Origin of the sequence: Haloarchaeobius ordinarius, from assembly GCF_051801355.1 — an archaeon.
Lineage (GTDB): Archaea > Halobacteriota > Halobacteria > Halobacteriales > Natrialbaceae > Haloarchaeobius.
In genome coordinates, this window is the sequence record NZ_CP196560.1 from 535,750 (window position 1) to 560,834 (window position 25,085).

Below are 25,085 nucleotides of genomic sequence, written 5' to 3' on the forward strand. Positions count from 1 at the left end.
GCTCGGGGTGTGGGTCGACGGTCGTTGGGCCGTCGCGGCGACCGCAGGACCTCGGTTTGGGCGCAAGGAACACGGCCATCCGAGTGGCGCGCGCGGTCTGCGGTCCGAACGAAGTGAGGCCGCCGACAGAAGCGCGCGAGGGACGAAGCGCGCAGTGGAGCTTCGCGGAACGAGCACTGGAGTCGGCTGGGGAGGGCGTGGTGTGGTTTCGGTGCTGAGCGGGGCGGTGGCGGTCCCACCATCGGCGCGAGCACGTTGCTCGCTACCACCAGTACCAGCAATCGAATCGGACGAGAATGAAGCCGCGAAACTCGAACAACCAGCTCTGTCGAAGCCCTCAGCAGTGGAGACAATCGGCATGCAAGAGCTAGGGGATGCAGTCAGCAATCGACTCTCGTTCGTTTCGGTGTCTGTTCGCCGAATGCGCCGACAGACCGGGAGTGCAAGTGTGGAAAGAAAGATCTTCCACGTACTGGGTCCACACACTACAAAAATGTCTGTTTCCCAACTTTTCTACCCCGCCCTGTCGGATTACCGTAAACACCCGTTCTGGCGTGTGATATCCTTATCTATCAATCACCGCTTATTTTCTGGCAAGAATGCATCTCGCAGGGGGCGGTGAGGGAATTCAATGAAGATACTCGATCAGCTGGTTTTTATTCAGTACTTCGGGTGGACACAAGCCGCGTACGTGACGGTCTTTGGAGTCACAGCACTGGCGTGTTTCCTCGCGGCGGGACTGACGGAACGACTCCAGCACCGCGACACCCGTCTCGGTCTCCAATATCTGCTTGTGCTTTCCGGATTCTGGGCGACAGGGACGGCCCTCAGACTCCTGGTTCCAGACCCCACGATAAGCAACCTCGTCTTCCTGTTCGAACTCGTCGTCGGCCTCGCGGCTGTCGGAGCTTGGTTATACTTCGTATCGGCGTACACCGGTGAGGTATACCATCGTCAGCGGCGCTACCGCCGCCTCGCACTCCTCGTATTCGGAGCCATCGTTCTGGTCAAGCTCTCGAACCCCATCCACGGCCTGTACGTACAGACTCAATTCGTCCAAAACCCCTTCCCGCATCTGTCCGTGAGTCAGGAGGGACTCCACCTGGGAACGACCGCCTTCGCGTACTCGCTCTCTGCAATCGGCTTCTACATGCTCTTTCACATGCTCTCGGGCTCGACAGTCGAAACTCGGCCCCTGTTCGTGTTAATCGGCCTGGCTTGGGTCCCCGTTCTTTTCGATGCGCTTGGCCACCTCGAGGTGGCAGGGTTGCTCTCACTGTCGTACGAGCCTCTCGGCGTTGCAGCGTTCGCTCTCGGCACATTTCTATTCGCGAACGAGACCTTCGAACGGGCAAGATGGAGCAGACATCACGACTTACTCGATGCACTCAATCAGCCTATCATCCTCGTCGACGATACTGATGTAGTCCGTGATTTCAACGAAAGCGCTGCAGAAGAGTTCCCAGAGATTCGATGGAGTACCGGTGTCCCTATCACTGAAGTCCTTCCCGAGCTTAGAGGCGTCTCTCACCTTCAGACTGAAGGTGAAGGGTTATCAGCCGAGCACTTCTTTACAAACGAACGAGAAGGCAGAGAGCGTGTTTTTCTTCCGTCTGTTGCTGAGATTCGACACGGTGCATATCGAATGGGCGAGATTATCGTGTGCACTGACGTGACGACTATCCACCGACAGCGCGAGGAACTACTTCGTCAGGGTGACCAACTCGATGGTTTCTCTGCCGCAATCTCACACGAACTTCGGAATACACTTACCATCATCCAGGGGAACGTCCAACTCATCGCTGACGGGATTCTTCGCAATGGGGACGAATCCCTGACACGATCGATCGAAACGGCAATATCGACCAGTCATCAGATGTTTCGCATCATCGAGGACATGACCGTCATGGCACGGTATTCTAAAAACGTCCAGAATCCACCGTATATCGATTTCAACCAGACAGTGTTAGAGGGAACTCAGTTCACCGACAACGAGGGAGTGACAGTTGTGAACACGAGTGATGGCCAAATTAAGGCCCACGCTGGTCGACTCAAAGAGCTCGTCAGGCAAGCGATTCGCCTCGTCAAGGAGACCGGGGGCTCGAGGTTGCAAATCGAGCTGAGCGGTGATGAGATAGTACTGGAGTCAGATGGCGGGCAGGTCGATGCTGAGGATGAGGAGTCGTTTTTCAGCTATGGCACACCAGTTCCGAACCACGAAACCGGTATGATCGGACCCAATATTCGGACGCTGGTACAGGCCCACGGCTGGGCTGTCCGACTCGACGAGACTGCAGGTTCTGGTATTCGCATCGTCATCTCAGGGGTTGAAAGTCAGACTGATTCGGAGATGCAACAGACCAAATGAAATAGATGACTACGTAACAACTGAGCATAACTACTCTTGATTCGAGAGACCCAGCCCTCTGAATCAGTTCTTCCCCAGCTGGCCGGTGGTCGGTACCCGATTCGCGCGCTGTCTCTTGCACCGCTAGCACAACTGCTCGTCGAAATGGTGGACCGCCCGGTGGCTCACAGACCCAGCCCGGTACTGTACTCCAGCGTCCCGAACCCGGTACCTAACGACTCGCTGTCAATTGTCGTCCCGCCGACGCGTCCGGCGAGGCCGGTTATCCGGAACAGGAACTCGTTGTAACTCCAGTGCGACGCGAGCCGACCACCCAACCTCGGCCGGTCGAGCCAGTTTCGCGCATGGCCGTAGGTCTGGGCGACGAACCGCACGTAATCGCCCGCCTCGTTCTCGACGCGCACGTCGAAGTCAGGGTGTTCGCCAGTGCCCAGCAGTGGTTCGACAGAAATCCTGTCGAACTCGACGTGCCCCTCCTTCGAGCCCCAGTTCCAGAACCCGTTCTGTCGAAGGGGGATGGTCAGGCGTTCGAGTCTGTCCGAGGAGAAGAACTTGTAGCCCCGTCGGAACAGGTGTGGCCCGACGAACGGGATCAACACGGAGAAGGAGGTCCCGTCCGGGAAGATGGCCCAGATCCACTTCCAGGGCATCAGCGGCATGTCGAAACACACCCGCTGGAAGTAACACGACCCGGACAGCGTCTCGGGGCCGTCGGGCAGGTCGAACTCCCCTTCGAACTCCATCTGTCGCCAGGCCACGACCTCGGCGCCACCCAGCGGTGTGTCGATGTCCATCGAGTGGTGTGGTGCGGTCATCTTCGAGTCGAGGTCGCCCCAGGCCTCGAACTCCGCCTCGGCGTCGTCACCGATGACGTGCGCTCGCAGCCCGAGGCGGTCCGAGAGCGCTGTAATCTCGCTTCCGCGTCTGGTGCCGTCCTCGCGCTCAGCCCAGGCGTCGAGACGCTGGTCCTCGCGAGAGAGCACCGCTTCGGCTGGTTGCCTGACGACGTGGTCGTGGACCTGGTCCTCGTCGCCGGCCCAGCCGACCGTCGTCGCGTCGAATCTGTCCACACCGTCGGCGACGGGGCGGTCAGCGTCCATTCCATTGGGCGGAAGGTCGTTCACACGGGACTGGTCACCCACACAGGCAGCGACCGAGAACATGAGCTGTCTCGGACCGTATCCCTCCTCGCCCTCCGGGAACAGGAGAAAGAACCACCAGGACGAGGACGACCAGTTCTGTCGCTCGGGGTTCTGCCACCAGATCTTCTCGAAAACACGTCGGTGCTCGGCGAGGGTCCTGTCTGCGAACGCGTTTGTCATTGACGTACCTCCCGCTGGGGCGCTGAAATAAGCCCTGCATCGGTTGCCGGATTTATATCGTTGGTCCAACACGATGGCGTGAGTTACAGCCGGTATCGAGACCAGACTCCCCCGATGCATCGAGGATCGTACTCGTCTGGGTCGGCACTCCAGACAGGAAACAGGATGCTGGGCCCGTCCAATCGTACCCTGTCGTGCCGGACGTTCCGTCGCGGCTGGCTGTCGTTTTTCCCGGGCGTCTCGATGCACTGTGACTCATCGACTCGTCTGGACCAGGCGACAGTTTCCGGTGAGACGGGGGAGATTTACTGCCCGAACTGCCCCCGCCATTCAGCACGGCGTCTGCGACCTGTCCTCGATTACGGGTCTCACCGGGGTCGAAACACACGAAAAGAACCAAAAGCCCAGCGAAAACCCGCGACAGAAAGCGAACCCGCCTAAATCAGGTCGGCCATCTCGTCGAGGTACTCGCCGTACACGTCGAGCGCCTCCTGTACGGGCTTTTTCGTGCCCATGTCGACGCCGGCACCGCGCAGCAGTTCGAGCGGGTACTTGCGCGAGCCCTTCGAGAGGAACGCGAGGTAGTCGTCTGCGGCCGTCTCGTCGTCGGGGTCGAGAATCTTCTGGCTGAGCGCGACGGCGGCCGAGATGCCGGTCGCGTACTGGTAGACGTAGAACGAGTAGTAGAAGTGCGGGATGCGCATCCACTCCCGCGTGATGTGCTCGTCGACGTTCGCGGGTTCGTAGAACTCGCGCTTGAGGTCGCCGTACACCTGGTCGATGGCGTCGGGGGTGAGCGCCTCGCCGTCCTCGACCAGTTCGTGGGTCTGGTGCTCGAAGTCCGCGAACATGGTCTGGCGGTACAGCGTCGACCGGAAGCGTTCGAGGTACTCGTTGAGGACGTGCCGACGGAACGTCTCGTCCTCGACGGTGTCGAGCAGGTACTGGGTGAGCAGTGCCTCGTTGACCGTGCTGGCCACCTCGGCCACGAAAATCTCGTACCCGGAGTAGACGTAGGGCTGTTCCTGCTTGGTGTACTGGCTGTGCATGGAGTGGCCCAGCTCGTGGGCCAGCGTGAACATCGAACTGATGTCGTCCTGCCAGTTCATCAGGATGAACGGCTGGGTGTCGTAGGTGCCGCCGGAGTACGCGCCCGACTGCTTGCCCTTGTTCTCGTAGACGTCGACCCAGCGGGAGTCGAGGCCCTCCTGGACGCGCTCCTGGTACTCCTCGCCGAGCGCGCCGAGCGACTCGACGACCCACTCGCAGGCCTGCTCGTACTCGATGTCCGGACTCTCGGTCTCGGTCATCGGCATGTACAGGTCCCACATCTCGAGCTGGTCGACGCCGAGCGCGTCGGCCTTGAGTTCGGCGTGGCGGTGGAGCTTGTCGAGGTTCTCGCGGACCGCCTCGAGCAGGTTGTCGTACACGTCGACCGGGACGTTGGGGCCGTCGAGGGCAGCCTCACGGGCGGTGTCGTAGTACCGCGCCTGTGCCGTCTTCACGTCGGCTTTCACCGAGTTCTTGTACGCCGCAGCGACCGTGTTGCGCACGTCCGCCCAGTCCTCGTAGAAGGACTCGTGGACGGTCTTGCGGAACTCGCGGTCCTGGTTCTTCAGCAGGGTCGTGAAGTTGTTCTGGGTTATCTGGACCGAGCTCCCGTCGGGCTTCTCGACGGTCGGGAACTCCATGTCGGCGTTCGCGAGCATGTTGTACACCTCGCTCGTGCCGCCGGTGACCTCACTGAGGTCGGCCAGCAGTTCCTCGACCTCGGCCGAGCGGGTGTGCGGTTTCATCCGGAGTACGTCGTCGAGGTAGTGCTCGTACGTCTCCAGGTCCTCGACGTCGGCGACCATCGCGTCGATGTCGTTACGGGTGGCCGACTGAATCTCGGGGTCGATGAACGACGCCGCGCTGGAGGCGTCGGCGGAGAGCGACTGGGCGCGGGCGGTGAACGCCTGGTACTGCTGGTTCGTGGTGTCCTCGTCCTTGCGCATGCGAGCGTAGGAGTACACCATCGACACCTCGCGCATGATGTCGTCGCGAAGCTGGAGGACCGACAGCAGCGTCTCGCCGTCTTCGGTGACTCGACCCTCGTACTGTTCGAGCTCGTCGAGCTCCGCCTGCACCGTCTCGAACGCCTCCTCCCACTCCTCGTCTGTCGCGTAGATAGACTCGAGGTCCCACGTGTACTCGGTGTCTATCTCGGACCGTTCGGGGACTGAACTCATGGCGACGGCTTCGAATCGAACCGAGGTAAGCCTTGCCAACCGAGGCGCACGAGGGTCGAAGACGCGGATGGGTCGGGTGGTGTCGACTGGGGGAGGGGGAGATGATGTCGGCGGGGCCGTCTGGCTGGTGTTGCAGGAACCAGTCAGCCCGGGTCTGGTCGAATCAGACAGTCCCAGGTCAGCTCTCCGGGAGCCAGTCGCTCAGGGAGCGAAGGCCACAGTCGGGGCAACTGACGGTGTCGACGGTCCGTTCGTCCGACTCGAAGCGCGTCCCGCAGACGCGGCAGTCGTACTGGTAGACGTCGTCGTCGGTCGAGAGGGCGGACGTGAGGGTTTCGAGGACGGCTAGCATCGTCGTTCGGAGGTGTGAATGCGAGGCACATGAACCACGGAACTCGTTCGTTTCGTTTCGACGGTTTCGATGATTTCATCGCCCGCTAGTCCGACGTTTCACCGGGAAATACCCGGTTTCACTGATGCTCGCGCCCGTCGACGCGAAGCGCGTTCGGGCCGGTTGGGTGGCCGTTGCGACCGTTTCACCGAGGCCAGGCGTCGCACACCCACAGTTTTGCCGCGGGGCAACGCACCTCCAGCTATGACGGACAGTGACGCGACCGAGGTCGACGCGGTCCTCGGTCGACTCTGGCGCGACGAAACACCCTGGCGGTTCCTGAGCGACCTCTGTGAACTCGACGATCGACTCGCGGGCCACCCGGGCGAGGCACGTGCTGCCGACCTCGTCGAGCGCGAGTTCGAGGCGGCGGGCGTCGGGACCCTCGCGCACGAAACCGCACCCATCGCCCGCTGGAGCCGTGGCGGGACGGCGTTCAGCGTCGTCGAACCGGTCACGCGGGAGTTCGAGGCGGTCGCACTCCCGTACTCGCCTCCCGGGGAGACCGAGGCCCGGCTGGTCGACGTGGGGCACGGTACCCCCGAAGAAATCGCCGACGCAGACCTCGACGGGGCCGTCGCGCTCGCGAGCACCGATACCCCCGCCGCCCAGCGGTTCGTCCACCGCATGGAGAAGTACGGCCACGCGGTCGACGCCGGAGCCGAGGCGTTCGTCTTCGCGAACCACGTTCCCGGCCAGTTGCCGCCGACCGGGTCCCTGCGATTCGACGAGGAGGGCACCATCCCGGGCGTCGGCGTCTCCTACGAGACCGGCGAGTGGCTCCGCGAGTACGCCGAACGCGACGGGACGGTACGACTGTCGGTCGACGCCGCGACCGACCGTGGCGAGACCCACGTCGTCCACGGGACGGTCGGCCCGGACACAGACGAGGAACTACTCGTGCTGGCGCACTTCGACGCCCACGACGTCGGCGAGGGAGCACTCGACAACGGGTGTGGCATCGCCGTCGTGGTCGCGCTCGCCCGGGCACTCACCGACCTCGAAGGTGAACTCGACTGTCGCGTGCGCGTCGCGGGTGTCGGCGGCGAGGAGGTGGGTCTGCTCGGCAGCGAAGCACTCGCGGAGCGACTCGACACCGACCGCATCCGTGCCGTCGTCAACGTCGATGGCGCGGGCCGCCACCGCGACCTCGTCGCGTACACCCACGCCCACGACGGACTCGAATCGGTCGCCCGCGAGCTGGCACGCGAGACCGACCACCCGGTCCACGTGAAACCGGACCCGCACCCGTGGAGCGACCACTGGCCGTTCTTGCGCACGGGTGTGCCAGCTCTGCAACTCCACTCCGAGAGCGGCGAGCGTGGGCGGGGAGTAACACACACGCGAGCCGACACGAGAGACAAAGCAGATTCCCGAACGTTACGGGAGCACGCCATGCTCACCTGCTTACTTGTACGTTTGCTGGCGTGTAGAAACTTCAGCAGGCTGAGTTTTGATGCCCTCCACGAAGCGCTCCGAGAGCAGTCGTTCGAACCCGGGATGCGGGCGGCGGGTATCTGGCCGACGTAGCCCGGTTTCTAATTGGTTACGGCGCTACATTACGGATAGTTACCTACCGAATCGTCATGTACTTTCTACAATTTTCCTCAAATATTTTATCCTTTATCTGGTTGACGCTATACAAAAACTAAACAAACCTGTTAAGTTATGTTTACCATCTTACCCTGACGTAGTTTCGTATGCGAAACGACGCTACGCCCGCGTGCAGGGGGGTGCACGATATCGCGCCGATCGCTACACGATGGCGCGATTCATACAATGAAAAAACAAACCAACGCTGTAAACAGACGCACTGTTCTCACGACACTCGGACTCGGGGGAGCCGCGCTGGTCGGTGGTGTCGGGACCGTCTCGGCCCGCCGTGGCATGTACGGAGGGACCGCCGCGGACCCCTGCGCGACGTGCGCACCAGCACCGACGTGTGAACCGCAATGCCAACCGATACAGTGCGAACCGCCGAAAGTCACGTACATCGTCGACGTCTGCAACACGACACTCGGCCAGGCGTGGACGCCGCCCGTGGTCACCATCCACGGTGGGTTCTCCAGACTGTTCCAGGTCGGTGCCCCAGCGACTACCGAACTCGCATCACTCGCGAGGAACGCCGACCTCGGCCCGATGCTAACCACCATCGACACCGAGATGAACGACGAGTGTGGGTCGGACATCTTCGGTCTGTCGCTCGGTGACGACGTCGTGATGTCGACCTGTGACCCACTCAATACCGGCATCTCGAACAAGGCCACCATGGAAATCGAGACCGAAGCTCGCCCCGCGATGCTCTCGATGGCGTCGATGATGCTCGCGACCAACGACGCGTTCGCCGGCATCGACTCCATGCGCCTGCCCACCTTCCCGGGCCAGGTCGTCACCGCACCCATCTTCGCGTACGACGCGGGTGTGGAGTGCAACAGTGAGAAAGCCGCCGACCTCGCGCAGGAAGCGTTCCTGTTCACGGACGTCGTCCTCGCCGAAGGCAGTCAACCGACCGCCGAGCAGGACCTCGTCTGCAACGCCGAAGGCGTCATCCACATGCACCCGGGCATCATGGGTATGTGTGACCTCGACGCCCGCAAGCACGGCTGGTGTGGCCCCGTCGGGACCATCACCGTCAGGATGAAAGCGCCCGACCCGTGCGCCGAAGTCGACCCGTGTGCTCAGGTTGACCCGTGCGCCCAGGCCGACCCGTGTGCTCAGGTTGACCCGTGCGCCCAGGCCGACCCGGGTGCACAGGTCGGCCCGCGTTCAACCTACTGACGACCGACGCCGCTCTGTAGTCCTGGCGTTTACCCGGACGAGGAGTCGATGGGCCGTACGTCTCACCCATCCAGTCTACCATTCGGGCCACCCGAGTGCTGTTCGGGTGCCCCGCCGTCGGAATCCCGGCCTGTCCATCCGTCGTCGTCTCCATCCATTACCCGTCTCGTTTTGCGCCCGCAACCGTCCGTTCCACACAGCCGACAGCCCTGGCTCTCGTCGCCGCGTCGGCCCGCTTCGTCTCGAACACCTCGCGGACGCTCTCGACGCCCCGGTCGTCACGCGCGAACGTCACACCAGGATACGTCGCATCGACGAGCACCAGCCCCGCCGGGGACGCCGGTGGAACACCCTCGTGACCGGGCAACGGCTCCGGGTCGAGCACGCGGTCGACCTTCGAGAGAGGTGCCGCCCCGGTGGCGACCGCCCTGACGAGCGACCCGAGCCGGCGGACCAGCTCCCAGAGGAAGCCGTCGGCCCGGAGCGAGAACACCAGAAAGTCGCCATCGAGTTCGACCGTGGCGGTCTCCAGGGTCCGGACCGTGTCGTCTTTCGAGGTGGCGGTCAGGTTCGCGAAGTCGTGGGTGCCTGCCAGCTCCGCCATCGCCTCACTGGCCAGTTCGGGGTCTGCACCGGGCGCGTACAGGTGGTACTCGTACGCCCGGCTCGTCGCGTCGTAGGTCGCGTGGAAGTCGTCGGGCACGGCCGCACTCGCCCACGCCCGGACGTGTGCCGGAAGTTCCCCGTTGAACGCCCGCGGCGACAGCCAGTCCGGGCACTCGAACGCGACCGTCTGGGCCACCGCCGAGACGCCCGCGTCGGTCCGGCCCGCCGCCGCGTAGCCCTGGGGAACCTCGTCGGCATCGTCGAGGATACCCAGTCCAGCCAGCGCCTCGAACAGCGCGGACTCGACGGTCGGCACGTCGGGCTGGCGCTGGAAGCCGTGATAGGGGCGACCGTCGTAGGCGATGCGGAACGCACGCATTGGCGGTGGTTCGCCGGGCATGGGTTTGTAGCTGGCGCGTTCGCGCCAGGGAGTCACTCCGCGGCCGCCGGGTCACCTGCCGGCACCGCCCACCGCGCGAGCGCCAGCAGCCCGGCGTCCACCAGCGCGAAGACGACGCCGATGACCGCCCCGATCGCGAGGGCGAACACACCCGCGAGACAGAAGAACAGGAACAGGTTGAGGACCTCCCCAGGGAGCGCGAACACGAGCGTGAGTATCACGCCGAAGAGGAACACGAGCCCGTTCACCGCCCCCCACTTCGCGCCCGCCACGAGAAGCGCCCGCGTGGACAGTCCCTCGGCGCCGAACAGCTCGACCTCCCCGAGTACCTGGGTCGTCGTCCAGAGCGTCACTGCCCAGAGGTACAGGAACGCCGCGAAGCCGACGACCGTGTTCAGGCCACCCAGCAGGTCGCCGACGGCCCCGGAGAGATGCAGGCCCGCCACCCCGGCGGCGGTCAGGGTCGCGGTGTGATACGTCCCGAGGCACCACGCCAGCAGCGTCGGCCGCCGAGGGTGGCGGGCCGGCACCTCACCCGCCATGTGCCAGTACCTCCGCCAGCGAGAGCAACAGCACGAGCGTGCCCGCGGTCAGGCCATAGGCACGCGTGAGGGTGGCTTGCGACCCGGAGAGCCCGAACCGTCGAACCCGGACGACCGCCAGTGACCGGGCCATCGAGAACAGGACGAACCCGAGGAGCACGCCCAGTTTCAGCGCGAGAACCGCTCCCCAGCGCGTCTCGGTCGTGGGGACGGCCGGTGCCAGCGTCCCGAGGTTCCCGACGCCGGTCATCACGACCACGCTCAGTGCGCCCCAGAACAGCCACTCGTAGCTCGCGGCCAGCGCAACCAGGTGCTCGTGAGCGGCGACCCCGGACTCGGATCCGGTCCCGCTCCGGAACGCCAGCCACACGACGACGGAACCACCGACCAGCACCGTCACCGCCAGCAGGTGCAACAGGCGGACCAGGAGGGCTGTCGCATAGTGTGAGAGGACCATTGCCCGACATTGACTGTCAGATGATAAAGAGGTTGTCACGGTGCGACCGGTCACCCGGTACGCTTAGACGGCCGGAGCACGAGCACCGAGATATGGACGACGAGACCGACGGGACGGACACGCTTTCGGGGTCCGAGGTCGCCGACATCATCGGGCCGGGGCTCGCCGACGCACTCGGCATCGAGGACCAGGAGTTCACCATGGCACAGATAGACGCGCTGTCGGCCGTCCTGGAGGAGAGCACCGCCCTCGCGGACGCCGTCGGAGCCGGGGACACCGACAGCCTCACCGAACTGTTCACCCCCGCGTTCCTCGCGGCCCACACCGAGTTCGACGACTTCGAGTCACTCCACGCCGCCAGCCCATGGGACGATGACGTGGGTGCCGCCTTCTCAGTGGGCGAGGATGGCGATGGCGGCGTCCCGGCCACCCAGACCAGTTCGTTCCTCTCGCGCACCACCGAGTTCACCACGCCCGGCGCGATGGTGCGGGCGGCGGTCATCGACCGGACGAAGCGCAAAGTGGACGCCCTGTAGTCGGTGTGACCGGGCCCCTGCTAATTCTATCTCCGCTCACCACTCGTCGGGGACCGCCTCCGCCGCCTCGAACTGCACCTCGTCGAGTGGCTCGTCTACCTCGAACTGGACGGTCTTCAGGTTCCCGTCGGTCACCTCGGGGAGCGCCGCGACGAACGCTCGGTATTCTCGCGTCTGCGTGTGTGCTTCGAGCGCAGCTTCGTCCTCGTAGCGTTCGAAGAATCGAACCGTGTTCGGGTCGGTCAGGTCGCCCATCGCCTGGTAGTCGATTGTCCCGTCCTGCTCGCGTGTGCGCTCCACGAGCGCCGCGGTGAGCGTCTCGAACTCGTCGCGATGGGCGGGGTCGACCGGAATACTCGTTTGGATGACGAACATCGTCAAGACGAACGGGGGCGAGTAGAAAAGAGGTCCGCCTGGTGTGTGGCTGTGTAACACCCATCGGACACGCCAGCCCCAGGCGACTTACTCGAAGTCGGCGAGCGTCGGGTGTGCGCGGTCGCCGGGGAAGTCGTCGACGGGGGCGGTAGTCTGGTCACCGGATTCCATGTCCTTGACGGTGACCTCGTCGTTCTCTAAGTCCTGTTCGCCGACGATGACGACGGTCTCGGCGTTGATGGAGTCGGCGTAGTTCATCTGGGCACCGAACGACCGGCCGGCGACGTCAGATTCCACGACGTTGCCGGACTCGCGCAGTTCCCGGGCGATGCGCGAGGCGACCGGACGGGTGTCGCCGACCGTGAGGACGTAGTAGTCGGTCTGGATGGCTTCGTCGGGCCAGACGCCGGCACGCTGGAGCAACAGGGGAAGCGTGGAGTTGACGACGCCGGGGGCGACCCCGACCGCGGGCGTGGGCTGGCCGCCGAAGTCCTCGATGAGGTCGTCGTAGCGGCCGCCGCCGAAGACGGCGCGAGAGACCTCGCCGGTGGAGTCGAAGCACTCGAAGACGACTCCTGTATAATAATCGAATCCACGGGCGGTCGTCAGCGAGACCTCACAGAACTCGCGCACGCCGAAGTCCTCGGTCGCGGCGAGGACGTTCTGGAGGTTGGAAACGGCGTCGTGGACCTGCTCGCTGTCTGACCACTCGGTGAGCGCGTCGAGGTCCTCGTCGCCGGCGAGCAGCAGGTCGTCGAACTCGCGGGCCTGATCGTAGCTCAGGCCGGCCTCGTACAGCAGGTCGAGGTACTCGTTCTCCTCGACCTTCGCGCGCTTGTCGACGGCGCGGATGGCGTTGCGCACGTCGACCGCCTCGTCGGTCTCGAACTCCCGGAGGAGGCCACCCAGGATGTCGCGGTGGGAGACCCGCAGTTCGAAGTCGTCGGCGTCGAGGCCGAAGTTGGTGAGCATGTCCGCGCCGTAGGCGAGAATCTCGGCGTCGGCCTCGGGCTCCGAGGAACCGAAGATGTCGACGTTGGTCTGGTAGAACTCGCGGAAGCGACCCTGCTGGACCTGCTCGTAGCGCCAGAACGGGCGCGTCGAGAACCACTTGATAGGCTTGGAGAGTTCCTGTTGCTTCGCGACGACCATCCGGGCGACCGTCGGCGTCAGCTCGGGGGTGAGCGACACCTCGCGACCACCCTTGTCCTCGAAGGCGTACAGTTCCTCCACGATGTCCTCGCCCGACTTGTCCACGTACATCTGGGTTCGCTCCATCGCCGGGGTGGCGATCTCGCGGAACCCGTAGCGGCGGGCCGTGTCCTCGACGGTGTCGATGACCGCCCGGTAGGCGGCCATCTCCGCCGGGTAGATATCACGGAAGCCCTTGAGTCCGTCGTACATACGCCGCGGTTGGGTCACAGCGCGCTTGAAACCTTTCATCCGGCCCCGAGAGTTAAGGTCGCCCGACCGGTATCGCTGTCAAGATGGGCGGGCGACAGTCGGCGGAGAAACGACCAGCCGAGGACCGGTCGGCGACCGGCCGGCCAGCCGGCGAGCAACCGTGGGTTCGCGAGCTGGCCGTGGGCCTGCCGGTCTCGCCGCTCACCGTCCTCGGTGTGGTCCTCGCGACGACCATCCTGCTCCGGGCGCTCATCGACCCGGACCCCCTCATCCGCGACGTCATCCAGGGAACCCTCCCGTTCGCCGCGAGCGTGGCCGTGGTAGTCATCGACCGTCAGTTGATACGAGACGACGTGGGGGCCCGCGACCGCCTCACCGTCTTCTCTTACGGCCTGTTCGGCTTCCTCGTGGCCGCGCTGGTCACCGCGTTGCACCTGCTCATCCTGCTCACCGACGGGGTGCCCGTCACGCACCCGCTGTACCTCACACTCGTCGCGGGGACCGTGGGCGTCGGTGCGGGGTCGGTCGCGGGTGTCGGCGAGGTCCGCCAGCGCATCGCGGCCCGCGAGGCCGAACGCCAGCGCGAACGACTCGACGAGTTCGCCAGCGTCGTCAGCCACGACCTCCGGAACCCACTCAGCGTCGCCCAGGCCCAGCTCGAAGAGACGTTTCGCAGTGGCGACCCGGCCCACCTCAAGGAAGTCAAACACGCACTGGACCGCATGGACGACCTCATCCAGGAGTCGCTCGCGCTCGCCCGACAGGGTCGGGTCGTCGGCGACCGCGAGGCCGTCGCCCTCGACGCCGCCGCGACCGCCGCCTGGGATGGCGTCCAGACCGGCGACGCGACCCTGCGCGTCGACTACGGTGGGTCCATCGACGCCGACCGGTCGCGACTCGTCGAACTGCTGGAGAACCTCTTCCGCAATTCAATAGAGCACGGGCGAGGGGACGTCACCGTCACCGTCGAGGAGACCGCCGACGGGTTCGTCGTCGCCGACGACGGCCCCGGTATCCCCGAGGAGAAACGCGAGCAGGTGTTCGAACGCGGGCACACCGGCGACGATGGATCCGGACTCGGACTGGCCATCGTCGAATCCATCGCCGACGCCCACGGCTGGTCCGTCCACGTCGACGAGAGCCGGGACGGCGGGGCCGAGTTCGTCTTCGAGACGTCGTAATTTTTCCAACACGTACGCGAAGGACCCGACGATAAATAGAAATAAACAGACAAACAGTTTCTTCGGTTCTCCAGTCGAAATCGAGGGGTTCTGCGGTTCTCGGTGAGCCAGCCACAGGGCTGGCTAACCACGGCCCGACAGTTGACAGCCAATAGAGATATCCACAGTGCTACCGGCCCTCCATAGTCAAGTGTTACCGGTCCTCGTGTAGCCACAGTGAGCGCACCCACGGCAGTCGGTCACGAAGGCTGTCGAAAGAGAACACAGCACCTCACCGGATACCGGTGACGAACGTCTGGTCGTGTGCGGGGAACACGTCCTCGATGACGCCCGGCCCACGGTCTTCGGCCAGTAACGCACGCAGTTCCGCCTCGTAGTCCGCCCGGCGAATCTCCTCGCTCGGGCCGATGGTCACGTCGAGTTCCGCTTCGACGAGGCGGTCGACCGCCCCACGGCCGAACCCCGACAGTGGCGCGATGTAGTCCACGCCGTGGCGGTCCTCGAGACTCTGCGCCTGTGCCCGCGAGACCGTCGGCACGCGGTCGTCGCGGCGCGTCCCGTCGGCGATGGCATCGAACTCCGAGGCCGCGAGTTCTTCGAGCGCGTGCTCGTGGACGTTCTGGATGCCGTTCCGTGGGAAGCCGTCCGCGACCATCCGGTCGACCGCGGACTCGGCCACCTCGCGGTCGAGGTCGAGCCGTTCGTGGGGAAACCCGACCGCCTCGGCAGCGTCTCGAGCGTGCTCCCAGTCGTCCGTGACGCCGAAACTCCCCGTTACCAGTGTCACGTCGTAGAACTCGGCGCACAGGAGCGCCGCGAGCGTCGAATCCTTGCCGCCGCTGTAGAGCAGGCCCAACCGCATCAGCGACGGATGTTGAAGCTCTTCGAGTCAGGCTTGAGTTCGCGAAGGAGGTCTTTCATCTTCGCTTCGTCTATCTTCCCCTGGACGCGGCCGGACCGGGCGAGGGCGATAATCTGCTGTTCGACCTGCTCGCCGAACTGTGGCTTGGACATCTTCACCGAGTTGAGGCGCTGACGAGCGCCGTCGGTGAGGTACTGGCGAAGCAGCGCCTGCTTCTGTGCCTCGGCCTGTTCCTGCATGGCCTCCTGGGCCTCCGCGTCGGCCTGTCCCTGGCCCTGCTGTTGCTGTTCGCGGAGTTTCTCCATCTTCTCCTGTCGAAGCCGTTCTATCTCGTCGTCGTTGGGGCTACCGCTCATACGACTCTGTTGTGGATTGTGCAGGAAAATCGTTTCGACTGCCAGAGAGAGCGCAGCCGCTATCGAACGGGCGAAACGTGGAGAAACGTCGCTTACGCGTACCGTTCGAGGTCCGGACGGTCGAGGTCTGCCATGACCTCGTCGGCGGTGTTGTCGAGGAGGCTGCGACCCTCGTCGGTCACGCTACGGCCGGCGCCCTTCTGCGTCTGGACGAGACCCTCGTCTTCGAGCTGCTGGAGCGCGGTGCGGATGACCTTCTTCGAGGCCGAGGAGCGCTTCGAGGTGGCGACGCGGTAGCGGTTGGAGCCGCCGGTTGCACCGCCGTACTCGGTGGCGAGACGCTCGACACCGACCGGGCCGCTGTCGGCGACCTTGCGGAGGAGCGAAGCCGCGCGGATGGCCCAGAAGTTGTCCTGCTCCGGGGGCAGTTCCTTGCTCACACCGGTCTTCGTGAACTGGATCCAGTCGGGCTGTTCGAGTCGACCTTCGAGGTCCTCGGCGAGCGCCTCGATGAGGGCGTCCGCCGGCACGTCGTACATCGTTGTCATTGACGCCACGTTCCCTCGCGCGGGTTAAAAGACCATCGTCTTAGGCCCGGTCCGACGCCCCGAGTGCGGCCATCGCACCGCCACCGAGGAACACCGGAAACCAGTACGTCGCGAGCCGGTGGAGCAAGATACCGGCACTGACCGACGCCGCCTCGATGCCCGTCACGGTGGGGAGAATCATCAACAGGACCGTCTCGATGCCACCGAGGCCGCCCGGAAGTGGCGTGATGCTCGCGACACTGCCAAGCGGCACCGCGAGCATCGACGCGACGAACAGCTCGGGCCCTCGGAACCCGAGTGCGTACAGCGAGAGCCAGAGGCAGGTGACCAGCATGAGCCAGCCCACCGCCGAGTACGAGAGGGTCGCGAGCAGCGAGACCCGGTCGTTGGCGACCCGCTCGATGGTCCGGAAGAAGCCCTCGATGCGTCGTCGGATGTCGTCGGGACCCGGCGGTGACACTCGTGGGACGACACGGCCGAGTCGGCAGACGAGCGGTGAGACGACCCTGACGACGACCTCCTCGACCCGGTACCGGTTTCGCCAGCCGACGTACGCCGCGACCGCGAGTACAGCCGTCAACACGACGACTACCACGGCGGCGTCGACGAGCTGGTCCGTCAGCGTGACCGTCGCCCCGTAGTACACGATGGCGATGAGCGCGAAGGCGACCGATGGCACGAAGTTGATGGCGTCGACGCTCGCGATGGCAGCGAGACCCGTCTCGTACTCGCTGTCGGCGACGCGGGAGATGAGCAGAGCACTGAACGGTTCACCGCCTGCCTGCCCGAACGGCGTCACGTTGTTCGCGAACGTCGCCGCCGAGTACACGAGGAAGGCGTCGCGGACCGAGAAGTCGATGCCGAGGGCGCCGAGGACGGACCGGAGGGCGAGCCCCCAGGCGAGCAGCCAGACGAGGGCGGCGAGGAGGACGAACGCGAAGACGACCGGGTCGGCGGCCGCGAGCTGCGCGACGACGGCGTCGAATCCGACGAACCACAGCAACACGGCCAGCACGACGAGTGCACCGACGAACCCCGCTGCCATGGCGCGAACATCCCAGTCTCCGGCCATGGACAGTCCGTCACCCGTTACCTGCTTGAACCCACCGACTCCGTCCGCGTGTGTGCAACACTCTCGGGGCACCACCGGTGCGCCGATTCGCCGGTTTGTCGGTCCATCCTCGGACCGGTCCGTTTTTTGGCACCCGCGCGAAACCGCCACGGTATGGACGAACGGGCCGCACTGGACCTCATCGGTGGTGTCGTCGGGCGTGCCGGCGACGATGCAGCCGTCGTCGACGGACAGGTCGTCACGACGGACATGCTCCACGAGCGGACCGACTTCCCGCCCGGGACGACCAGATACACCGCCGGCTGGCGAGCAGTCGGTGCCTCACTCTCCGACGTTGCCGCCATGGGAGCCGAGGCGACCGCCGCCGTCGCAGTGTACGCGGCCCCGGCATTCGAGGAAGGGGACCTGCTGGATTTCGTCCGCGGTGCTCGCGACGTCTGCGAGGCGGTCGGTGCGGAGTACGTCGGCGGCGACCTCGACTCCCACACCGAGTTCACCGTCGCTACCACGGCTCTCGGTACGACCGACGACCCGGTCCCTCGTGACGGCGCGACCCCTGGCGACCTGGTCTGTGTCACCGGGACGATGGGACGCTCTGGGGCCGCCCTCCGCCTGTTCGAGCAGGGCGAGACCGAACGCGCCAACGACCTGTTCCGGTTCGAACCCCGCGTCGGGTCGGGGCAGGCGCTCGCCGCCCACGCGACCGCGATGATGGACTCGTCCGACGGGCTGGCTCGCTCACTGCACCAGCTCTCGGAGGCCAGCGACTGCGGGTTCGCCGTCGAGTTCGACGACGTGCCGGTCGCGGAGGCGGTCCACGAGGTGGCTGCCGACGAGGCGGATTTGCGCGAACTCGCCTGTTTCTTCGGTGAAGACTTCGAACTCGTGTTCACCCTGCCCGAAACTGCCCTCGAAACCGCTCGCGAGGCCTCGCCGACGCCGATTTCGGTCATCGGGCAGGTCACCGACCCCGAGTCGGGCCTCACGATGGACGGCGAGGCGCTTCCCGACCGCGGGTTCACGCACGGGAAGTGAGACGCAGGGACTGGGTTTCGACGAGTACTGGATTCACCGACTGGCGCGTGCTGGCGAGCGTGTCGCAGACCGCGAGCCGGAATCACGCGAGGGACGACCGGAGTGGAACGGAACGAAGTGTAGTGGAACGGAGGGAGTCGGCTGGGGAGGCTGTGGTGCGCGGCGGTGCTGTGCGGTGGCGGTTCCAGTGCCACCGGCGCGAGTACCCTGTTCGCTGGAAGAGCCGCCTGTCCTCGCACTAAACCCACCTCGCCTCGCACCAGACCCACCTCGCCTCGCACCAGACCCACCTCGCCTCGCACCAGACTCACCTCGCCTCGCACCAGACTCACCTCGCCTCGCACCGCACTTGCGAGGACTGGATACGAGCGCACCCATACACAGCCACACCCGCACGAACAGCCGATTCAGCCCACAATCGCGACGGGTACGGGCATGAAACAGAGGATGCCCAGCACGAACGTCAGGACGCCCAGCGCCATCCGGGTCGAATCGAGTTGCTCCTCCTCGCTCACCGGCCGGGCCGACCCTGCCGCGGCGACGAACGCCGCCAGGCCACCCCAGAATATCCAGATGAAGACGTTGTTGAGCGAGTAGTGCTCGACGAAGTGCAGGAAGCCCGCGAGGGCGAACAGCCCCACCGGAACGAGCGTCGCCAGCGTCTCCTGGCGCTCGCCGAACATCGCGCGCATGATGTGCCCGCCGTCGAGTTGCCCCACCGGAATCAGGTTGAGCAGCGTGACGAAACAGCCCGCCCAGCCGCCGATGACGACCGGGTGGACGTTCACCGTCGGGTCCGCGTACGAGAGCTGCTGCCCCGTCACCTCCGCGAGGATTCGGATGAGCGGCGGGAACGCGAGCTGGATGGTGACCGCGTTCGGGCCGGGGTCGAACCCCGGCGGCGCCTGCACCGGTGGGAGGTGGAGGCCGACGACGGTGACGACGACCGTCGCGACCAGACCCGCGAGGGGGCCGGCCGCACCGATGTCGAACAGCGCCTTGCGGTCGGGCATCCGCCCGCGCATGCGGATGACGGCCCCCATCGTCCCGATGAGCGTCGGGAACGGCAGGAAGTACGGCAACGACGCGTCCACGTTGTGGTAGCGACTCATCACGTAGTGGCCGAGTTCGTGTGTCCCGAGCACGACGAGGATAGCCGCGGAGAAGGGCCACGCCGTCGCCACCGCCTCCCAGGGGTGGGCGAACGGGTCGATGAAGAACCACTGGGCTCCGACGAGCAGCGTCGAGAACACCGTCGCGACGAACAGCAGGACGTTCTTCCACGGGATGCCGTCGACACCCGCACCCGAGGGTTCGGCGACGATGACGTACCGACCGGCGCGGGTGGTGAGCTGTGGCTCGAAACCAGCGTCGTGGAAGGTCTGCCAGACGTTCTGCATGACCACGTCCGGTTGCCGGAGCGGCATGCCGTAGTAGTACAGCGTGTCGCCGTCTCGCTGCACCTCCTCGACGTAGAACTCGTCGTCGAACGCCGAGAGTGGAGGGCCGGCGTCTGGCGACGTCTCGCTGGCAGGCATCTGTACCGACAGTACGGCATCGGCCCGTAAAAACCCACGGCGGCGTCACGATGACGTAACCGAGATCGATGTCCGACCGGGCGGTGTCTGGTCGGGTGTGGATGGTGCGAGGAACGTGGTTCGGGGGGAGGGCCGAAGCTGGATAGCTGTCGCTCTCCGGGACGTCGAAGATGACAGACGGGGGTGGGGACCGCGTCAGGGCGACGCGGCAGAGGCAGCGAGAGTCGGGTGGGATGTGGTTCACAGCCCGGTGGGGGGGTGGACTGCGGGCAGTGCGGGAGTGGTCGGGGGACCGTTCAGGACGGCTCGAGGAGCCGAGTCGAGGGACCGTGACGGGGACCGGTGGTGTGGGAACCCGGTCGCGGCGTCAGGCCTGGGCGACTCGCCAGGTGGTCGCACTCGTGTACGACCACTTCTCGATCTCGAGGTCCGTCGCGGACTCTCTGAGCTTGACCATGAGTGCACCGATCTCCTTGGGCGAGAGGCCGACGTCGTCCGCGATGAACTTCGATTTGAAGTACATCTCGCCGTCGGTCGCCTTCTCGCGCAGGTAGTCGGCAAGGCGTGTCTCTTTGTTCACGGGCTCGCTGTCAGCGGAGGGGTTCTGAGTAGCGCTCATTTTGTTTCGCCTCGACCACTCCTATCTCCCGGGAGATGTTATAAAGGGGAGATGCTTCGGGCTGTTTCGCCACGTTTCGAGTGAAATCGGAGCGTTTCGGCCCATTGTATTCATTTTATCACCTTTAACGACGCTTCGAGAGACGTTTAGACGTTTTACAAACGTCGCTAACGCTTCGAAATTCTCTCGTCCTTCTCCCGACACAAATCCAGACTCATCGACATTTATCGGCAATATGCACCGCTTTCAGGCCGCGGTTTCCACGGTGCTCGCCGGGTCAGGCACGCTCGTGGACCCAGAACTCCTCGTCGGTCGTCACTTCTTTCTTGAATATCGGCACCTCGTCTTTGAGCCGGTTGATACCGTCTTCGACCGTGCGGAACGCTTCCTCACGGTGCCCGGCGAGCACGACCACGAAGACGATGTCCTCACCGTACTCGATGACGCCCGTGCGGTGGTACAGCAGGACCTCGTAGACGCCGTCGCGGGTCTCGAGGTCGGTACTCAGCGCGGCCATGCGCTCTTCGGCCACACCCTCGTACTTCTCGAACTCCAGTGACTCGGTCACGGTGTCGTCGTCGTCGTCTTTCGCCCTGACGCGCCCGGTGAACGTCGCGATAGCGCCCGCCTTCGGCGCGTCGGGTGACCGCTTCGCCCGGGCGACGAGCGAGCCGAGGCACTCGTACGGGTCCGTCTCGACCAGCGCATCACACACCGCGTCCACCTCCACGTCGTCCGCAGTATCTCCCGTCGCGAGCGCCTCTCCCGCATGCTCACGGCCACCCAGGACGACCTGGGGCAGCCGCGCGTGGCTGAATCCCTCCAGCAGACAGAAGTCGTACTCCGGCGCGAGCTCGTCGAGCGTCTCGTCCAGAGTCCGGTCGTCACCGGTCGCGAACCACGCGCCGTCGGCGATGCCGTAGGTCACGTCGGCGCCAGCGGCCCGGTGTCGGGCGGTGTCGCGCCCCTCCCTGTCGATGTCCGGCTCGACGGAACAGTGTTTCACCGTCGCGACGCGACCACGCTCACTCAGCGCCTCGACCAGCCGACTCACCAGCGTCGTCTTGCCCGAATCGGACGGACCGACGACACCCAGTACGTACATATCCATGGAAAACGGCGGAAGGCGCTTGTAGGTATCGCCACCGACCCAATCACCCCCACCAATCCAATCACCCCCACCGACCCCAGTCCACGTAGCGGTCAGAACCTACGGCGGCAGCCGGAACAGCCAGCGCACGCCCTCGAACAGCGAATCCTTCGCGACGACGAGGGTGAAAAAGAGGAACAGGACACCACCGGCGCGACCGAGCGTCGGCTGGCCGGCTTCCTCCCCGAAGGCGAGGACCACGAGCGCGAGCGAGCCGAACGTCGGGCCCGTCACACGGCGCAGGTCCGTCGTCGAGAGTGTCCCGACGCGATACCGCCCAACTGCGTAGCCGAGAACGACACAGCAGGCGGCACCGAACACCAGTGCGATGAGAACCCCAAGCATGGAGTAGCATACGCGGCATTGACATAAAAGGGAGACGGTTAGTTCACTCGAAAAACAGGGTTTAGAACGGTCGAGCGTGGCGTTACCGGCCGTTCCGCGGGTGACAGTACGACCATACCGGTAGTGGCTCACTCACCACTCAGTTGGTGACCCGACCCACTGCCGACGCGCCACCGGCCCGGACTTGGCAATCCTTAAGAGATGCAGTGGGCTACACGGCGACAATGAAGGTAGTCGTCTCCGTCGGTGGCAGTGTCCTCGCGCCGGAACTCGACGCAGAGCGCGTCTCGGCGTTCGCCGACGTCATCAACGAACTCGTCGACGACGGGTGCCAGGTCGCAGCCGTCGTCGGGGGCGGCGGCGTCGCCCGGGACTACATCCGGACCGCCCGCGACCTCGGTGCCAACGAGATCGAACTCGACCAGCTCGGCATCGACGTGACGCGGCTGAACGCCCGCCTGCTCATCGCCGCGCTCGGTGAGAACGTGGTCACCGCGCCCGCGAAGAACTACGAACAGGCTGGCGAGATCATGCGCAACGGCGACGTGTGCGTGATGGGCGGGGTCGCCCCGGCCCAGACGACCGACGCCGTCAGTGCCGCCGTCGCGGAGTACGTCGGCGCGGACCTGCTCGTCTACGCCACCTCCGTCCCCGGCGTCTTCTCCGCCGACCCGAACGAGGACCCCGACGCCGAGAAGTACGACCAGCTCTCGGCCGAGGAACTCGTCGAGGTCATCGCCGGACTGGAGATGAACGCCGGCTCGTCCGCGCCCGTGGACCTCCTCGCCGCGAAGATCATCCAGCGCTCGGGCATGCGCACCATCGTCCTTGACGGGAACGACCCGACCCGCGTCCTGAACGCGGTCCGCCACGGCGAGCACGACGGCACCGACATCATCCCCGAGGGCACCGGCGACGAACTGACGTACTGGGCGGAGTAATTCTCGTACCGTCTCGGCTACCGCCACGACAGTCCCTGCGACCCGTTTTCACAGGTTGACAACCCTTAAGAGCGCGACAGCGGTACGCTCTTTCATGCAACAGACACGCGTTCGACCGACAGGAATCGGGGTGAGCGACCGGTGAGTCGCACCGACGACGCCACCAGTCCGTACACCCTCTCCGGCGACGACGAATCCGGTGGCGAGGCGGCCCGCCACGTCTTCTGGGCCGACCGCATCGCCGACGTCATCGAGGCGCGCGAGCCCGCCGAGCCCATCATCATCAAGGGCGGTATCTCTCCCTCGGGTGTGCCCCACCTCGGCAACGTCAACGAGATTATGCGCGGCTACTTCGTCGCAGAGGTGCTCCGCGAGCGCGGCCACGACGTCCGGCAGGTGTTCACCGCCGACGACCGCGACCCGCTGCGAAAGCTCCCGCGAAAGCTCGCGAACCTCGACGGCGACATCGTCGACCTCGGGGACGTAAACGCCGGTGCCCTCGGCCGAAATCTGGGCCACCCCTACACGGACATCCCGGACCCGTTCGGCTGCTGTGACTCCTACGGCGCGCACTTCTCGAACCTCATCACCCAGAGCGCCGAACTGCTCGACGTGGAGTTCGACATCGAGTCCAACACCGCGATGTACGAGGCGGGCCGGTTCGACGACGTGGTGAAGTTCGTCCTCGACCACGCCGACGAGGCTCGCGAGGTCCTGTCACAGTACCAGGACAAGGTCGACGAGGACTACGTCCCGTTCAACCCCATCTGTTCGGAGTGCGGGAAGATTACGGAGACCGTGACGGCCATCGACACCGAGGCCGGCACCGTCGACTACGTCTGTACCGACATGCAGGCCGGCGACAACACCATCTCGGGCTGCGGCCACGAGGGTACCGCCACTTTCCGCGAGGGCAAACTCCCCTGGCGCTTCGAGTGGCCCGCCCAGTGGCAGGTCCTCGGTGTCGACTTCGAACCCTTCGGCAAGGACCACGCCGAGGGCTCGTGGCCCTCCGGCGACGACATCGCCCGGAACGTACTCGACGTCCAGCCGCCGGTCCCGATGGTGTACGAGTGGTTCACCCTCGACGGGAAACCGTTCTCTTCCTCGGAAGGGAACATCATCCTCGTCGGCGAGGTGCTCGAACTCCTCGAACCAGAAGTCGTCCGCTACTTCTTCGCGAAGGACCCCAAGAAGGCGCGTGACTTCTCCATCGAACGGCTCGACCAGCTCGTCGACGAGTTCGACCGCTTCGAACAGCTCTACTTCGGCGAGGTCGAGGGCACCGAGGACGAGGTCGCGAAGGCAGAACGCGTCTACCCCTTCGTCGTCGAGGACATCGACGAGGACCGTATTCGCCTCCCCTACACCTTCGCGGCCGTCCTCTCGATGTTCCCCGACGAGCAGACCCGCGTCGAGCACGCCAAGAAGCAGGGGCACATCCCCGAGGACGCCGACCAGGCGACCATCGACGCCGCCTTCGAGCGCGTCGACCGCGCCGAACGCTGGGCGAAGCGCACCGACAACGAGTACAACTACACCGTGCTGGAGGAGCTCCCCGACGTGGACTTCGACGCGGAGACCGAAGCCGCCCTCGACCAGCTCGCCGACTTCGTGGAGGAAGGCCACGACGGCGAAGAGATACAGGGCGAGATATACGAGTCCGCCAAGCGCCGCAACCTCGATATGGGGTCGTTCTTCGGCGCGGGCTACCAGCTCTTCTTCGGGCAGGACCAGGGCCCACAACTCGGACCGTTCCTCTCGAAGCTGGAGCGCGAGTTCGTGGTGAAGCGGCTGCGGCGAGAAGCCTGAATTCGGGTTCTGCCGTTTCTGCAGTTTCTGTTCTTGCGTCTGGAGAAGGTGGTTTCCCTCCCGGTATGGACCCGTCTCCGACTCGTAGCCGACTATCGCTAGCGTCGACGACCGCGCCACGCCCTCCCCAGCCGATTGCGCTCCTCGTTCCGCTTCGCTCCACTCCGGTGCTCATCCCTCGCGCGCTTTCGTCAGCAGTCTTCGCTGACGCTCAGA

Annotated in this window: 24 protein-coding genes; 8 read left to right on the plus strand and 16 right to left on the minus strand. The window is 65.0% G+C overall.

Annotated elements, in window-relative coordinates; all coding sequences use genetic code 11:
* Positions 1-631 precede the first annotated feature (631 nt).
* The gene (locus ACSC1R_RS02845; protein WP_439027561.1) at positions 632-2,368 is read left to right on the plus strand and encodes a histidine kinase N-terminal 7TM domain-containing protein; all 1,737 of its coding nucleotides are present in this window, start codon (positions 632-634) and stop codon (positions 2,366-2,368) included.
* Between the two features lie 164 nt (positions 2,369-2,532).
* On the opposite strand, the gene ACSC1R_RS02850 is transcribed toward ACSC1R_RS02845, so the two are convergent.
* The 3 genes from ACSC1R_RS02850 to ACSC1R_RS02860 form a co-directional block, all read right to left on the minus strand.
* A complete protein-coding gene (locus ACSC1R_RS02850) occupies positions 2,533-3,690 on the minus strand; it encodes a hypothetical protein (protein ID WP_439027562.1) in 1,158 nt (385 codons plus the stop codon).
* Positions 3,691-4,127: 437 nt separating this feature from the next.
* Entirely contained in the window at positions 4,128-5,921 is a 1,794-nt protein-coding gene (pepF, locus tag ACSC1R_RS02855) for an oligoendopeptidase F (protein ID WP_439027563.1), read from the minus strand.
* 178 nt (positions 5,922-6,099) lie between these two features.
* The gene (locus ACSC1R_RS02860) at positions 6,100-6,273 is read right to left on the minus strand and encodes a hypothetical protein (RefSeq protein ID WP_439027564.1); all 174 of its coding nucleotides are present in this window, start codon (positions 6,271-6,273) and stop codon (positions 6,100-6,102) included.
* Between the two features lie 243 nt (positions 6,274-6,516).
* Between ACSC1R_RS02860 and ACSC1R_RS02865 the strand changes: the two genes are divergently transcribed.
* Both ACSC1R_RS02865 and ACSC1R_RS02870 read left to right on the plus strand, forming a co-directional pair.
* Complete coding sequence (locus ACSC1R_RS02865) at positions 6,517-7,842, plus strand: M28 family peptidase (RefSeq protein WP_439027565.1); 1,326 nt, start codon at positions 6,517-6,519, stop codon at positions 7,840-7,842.
* Positions 7,843-8,199: 357 nt separating this feature from the next.
* Complete coding sequence (locus tag ACSC1R_RS02870) at positions 8,200-9,090, plus strand: spondin domain-containing protein (RefSeq protein WP_439027566.1); 891 nt, start codon at positions 8,200-8,202, stop codon at positions 9,088-9,090.
* A gap of 157 nt (positions 9,091-9,247) precedes the next feature.
* Here ACSC1R_RS02870 and truA read toward each other — a convergent pair whose 3' ends face one another.
* Genes truA through ACSC1R_RS02885 form a run of 3 tightly spaced genes read right to left on the minus strand, consistent with a single transcriptional unit; the run spans position 9,248 to position 11,095 of the window.
* On the minus strand, positions 9,248-10,075 hold the full coding sequence (gene truA, locus ACSC1R_RS02875) for a tRNA pseudouridine(38-40) synthase TruA (protein ID WP_439027567.1): 828 nt from the start codon (positions 10,073-10,075) through the stop codon (positions 9,248-9,250).
* A gap of 53 nt (positions 10,076-10,128) precedes the next feature.
* Positions 10,129-10,638 (minus strand): hypothetical protein, encoded by a 510-nt coding sequence (locus ACSC1R_RS02880; protein WP_439027568.1) that lies wholly within the window; start codon positions 10,636-10,638, stop codon positions 10,129-10,131.
* A complete protein-coding gene (locus tag ACSC1R_RS02885) occupies positions 10,628-11,095 on the minus strand; it encodes a hypothetical protein (protein ID WP_439027569.1) in 468 nt (155 codons plus the stop codon). The genes ACSC1R_RS02880 and ACSC1R_RS02885 overlap by 11 nt, the downstream gene beginning before the upstream one ends.
* A gap of 92 nt (positions 11,096-11,187) precedes the next feature.
* Between ACSC1R_RS02885 and ACSC1R_RS02890 the strand changes: the two genes are divergently transcribed.
* Complete coding sequence (locus ACSC1R_RS02890) at positions 11,188-11,631, plus strand: hypothetical protein (RefSeq protein ID WP_439027570.1); 444 nt, start codon at positions 11,188-11,190, stop codon at positions 11,629-11,631.
* Between the two features lie 36 nt (positions 11,632-11,667).
* On the opposite strand, the gene ACSC1R_RS02895 is transcribed toward ACSC1R_RS02890, so the two are convergent.
* Entirely contained in the window at positions 11,668-12,006 is a 339-nt protein-coding gene (locus ACSC1R_RS02895) for a putative quinol monooxygenase (RefSeq protein WP_439027571.1), read from the minus strand.
* An 87-nt stretch (positions 12,007-12,093) separates the two neighbouring features.
* Positions 12,094-13,410 (minus strand): histidine--tRNA ligase, encoded by a 1,317-nt coding sequence (gene hisS, locus ACSC1R_RS02900; RefSeq protein WP_439027572.1) that lies wholly within the window; start codon positions 13,408-13,410, stop codon positions 12,094-12,096.
* Positions 13,411-13,493: 83 nt separating this feature from the next.
* On the opposite strand from hisS, the gene ACSC1R_RS02905 reads away from it, so the two are divergent.
* A complete protein-coding gene (locus ACSC1R_RS02905; protein ID WP_439027573.1) occupies positions 13,494-14,591 on the plus strand; it encodes a sensor histidine kinase in 1,098 nt (365 codons plus the stop codon).
* 271 nt (positions 14,592-14,862) lie between these two features.
* Here ACSC1R_RS02905 and ACSC1R_RS02910 read toward each other — a convergent pair whose 3' ends face one another.
* The 4 genes from ACSC1R_RS02910 to ACSC1R_RS02925 all read right to left on the minus strand — a co-directional run bounded on the left by ACSC1R_RS02910 (position 14,863) and on the right by ACSC1R_RS02925 (position 17,402).
* Positions 14,863-15,453, minus strand: coding sequence for a DUF7411 family protein (locus tag ACSC1R_RS02910; RefSeq protein WP_439027574.1), 591 nt, complete (start codon positions 15,451-15,453; stop codon positions 14,863-14,865).
* A complete protein-coding gene (locus ACSC1R_RS02915; RefSeq protein WP_439027575.1) occupies positions 15,453-15,809 on the minus strand; it encodes a DNA-binding protein in 357 nt (118 codons plus the stop codon). The genes ACSC1R_RS02910 and ACSC1R_RS02915 overlap by 1 nt, the downstream gene beginning before the upstream one ends.
* A 92-nt stretch (positions 15,810-15,901) precedes the next feature.
* Positions 15,902-16,357 (minus strand): 30S ribosomal protein S19e, encoded by a 456-nt coding sequence (locus ACSC1R_RS02920; protein ID WP_439027576.1) that lies wholly within the window; start codon positions 16,355-16,357, stop codon positions 15,902-15,904.
* A gap of 40 nt (positions 16,358-16,397) precedes the next feature.
* Positions 16,398-17,402, minus strand: a complete 1,005-nt coding sequence (locus ACSC1R_RS02925; RefSeq protein ID WP_439027577.1) for a lysylphosphatidylglycerol synthase transmembrane domain-containing protein — start codon at positions 17,400-17,402, stop codon at positions 16,398-16,400.
* A 180-nt stretch (positions 17,403-17,582) separates the two neighbouring features.
* Between ACSC1R_RS02925 and thiL the strand changes: the two genes are divergently transcribed.
* Positions 17,583-18,464 carry a thiamine-phosphate kinase gene (gene thiL, locus ACSC1R_RS02930; RefSeq protein WP_439027578.1) on the plus strand — a complete coding sequence of 294 codons (882 nt, stop codon included), beginning with the start codon at positions 17,583-17,585 and terminating at the stop codon, positions 18,462-18,464.
* A 407-nt stretch (positions 18,465-18,871) separates the two neighbouring features.
* Here thiL and ACSC1R_RS02935 read toward each other — a convergent pair whose 3' ends face one another.
* From ACSC1R_RS02935 to ACSC1R_RS02950, 4 genes are all read right to left on the minus strand, one after another.
* The gene (locus ACSC1R_RS02935; protein WP_439027579.1) at positions 18,872-20,002 is read right to left on the minus strand and encodes a site-2 protease family protein; all 1,131 of its coding nucleotides are present in this window, start codon (positions 20,000-20,002) and stop codon (positions 18,872-18,874) included.
* 367 nt (positions 20,003-20,369) lie between these two features.
* Positions 20,370-20,621, minus strand: coding sequence for a DUF7123 family protein (locus ACSC1R_RS02940; protein WP_439027580.1), 252 nt, complete (start codon positions 20,619-20,621; stop codon positions 20,370-20,372).
* A 277-nt stretch (positions 20,622-20,898) separates the two neighbouring features.
* The gene (locus tag ACSC1R_RS02945; RefSeq protein WP_439027581.1) at positions 20,899-21,726 is read right to left on the minus strand and encodes a molybdopterin synthase; all 828 of its coding nucleotides are present in this window, start codon (positions 21,724-21,726) and stop codon (positions 20,899-20,901) included.
* Positions 21,727-21,831: 105 nt separating this feature from the next.
* Positions 21,832-22,116 (minus strand): hypothetical protein, encoded by a 285-nt coding sequence (locus tag ACSC1R_RS02950; protein WP_439027582.1) that lies wholly within the window; start codon positions 22,114-22,116, stop codon positions 21,832-21,834.
* Between the two features lie 224 nt (positions 22,117-22,340).
* Here ACSC1R_RS02950 and pyrH point away from each other — a divergent pair, with 224 nt between their 5' ends.
* The gene (pyrH, locus tag ACSC1R_RS02955; protein WP_439027583.1) at positions 22,341-23,057 is read left to right on the plus strand and encodes a UMP kinase; all 717 of its coding nucleotides are present in this window, start codon (positions 22,341-22,343) and stop codon (positions 23,055-23,057) included.
* 141 nt (positions 23,058-23,198) lie between these two features.
* Positions 23,199-24,869, plus strand: a complete 1,671-nt coding sequence (lysS, locus tag ACSC1R_RS02960) for a lysine--tRNA ligase (RefSeq protein ID WP_439027584.1) — start codon at positions 23,199-23,201, stop codon at positions 24,867-24,869.
* The last annotated feature ends 216 nt before the right edge of the window (positions 24,870-25,085 follow it).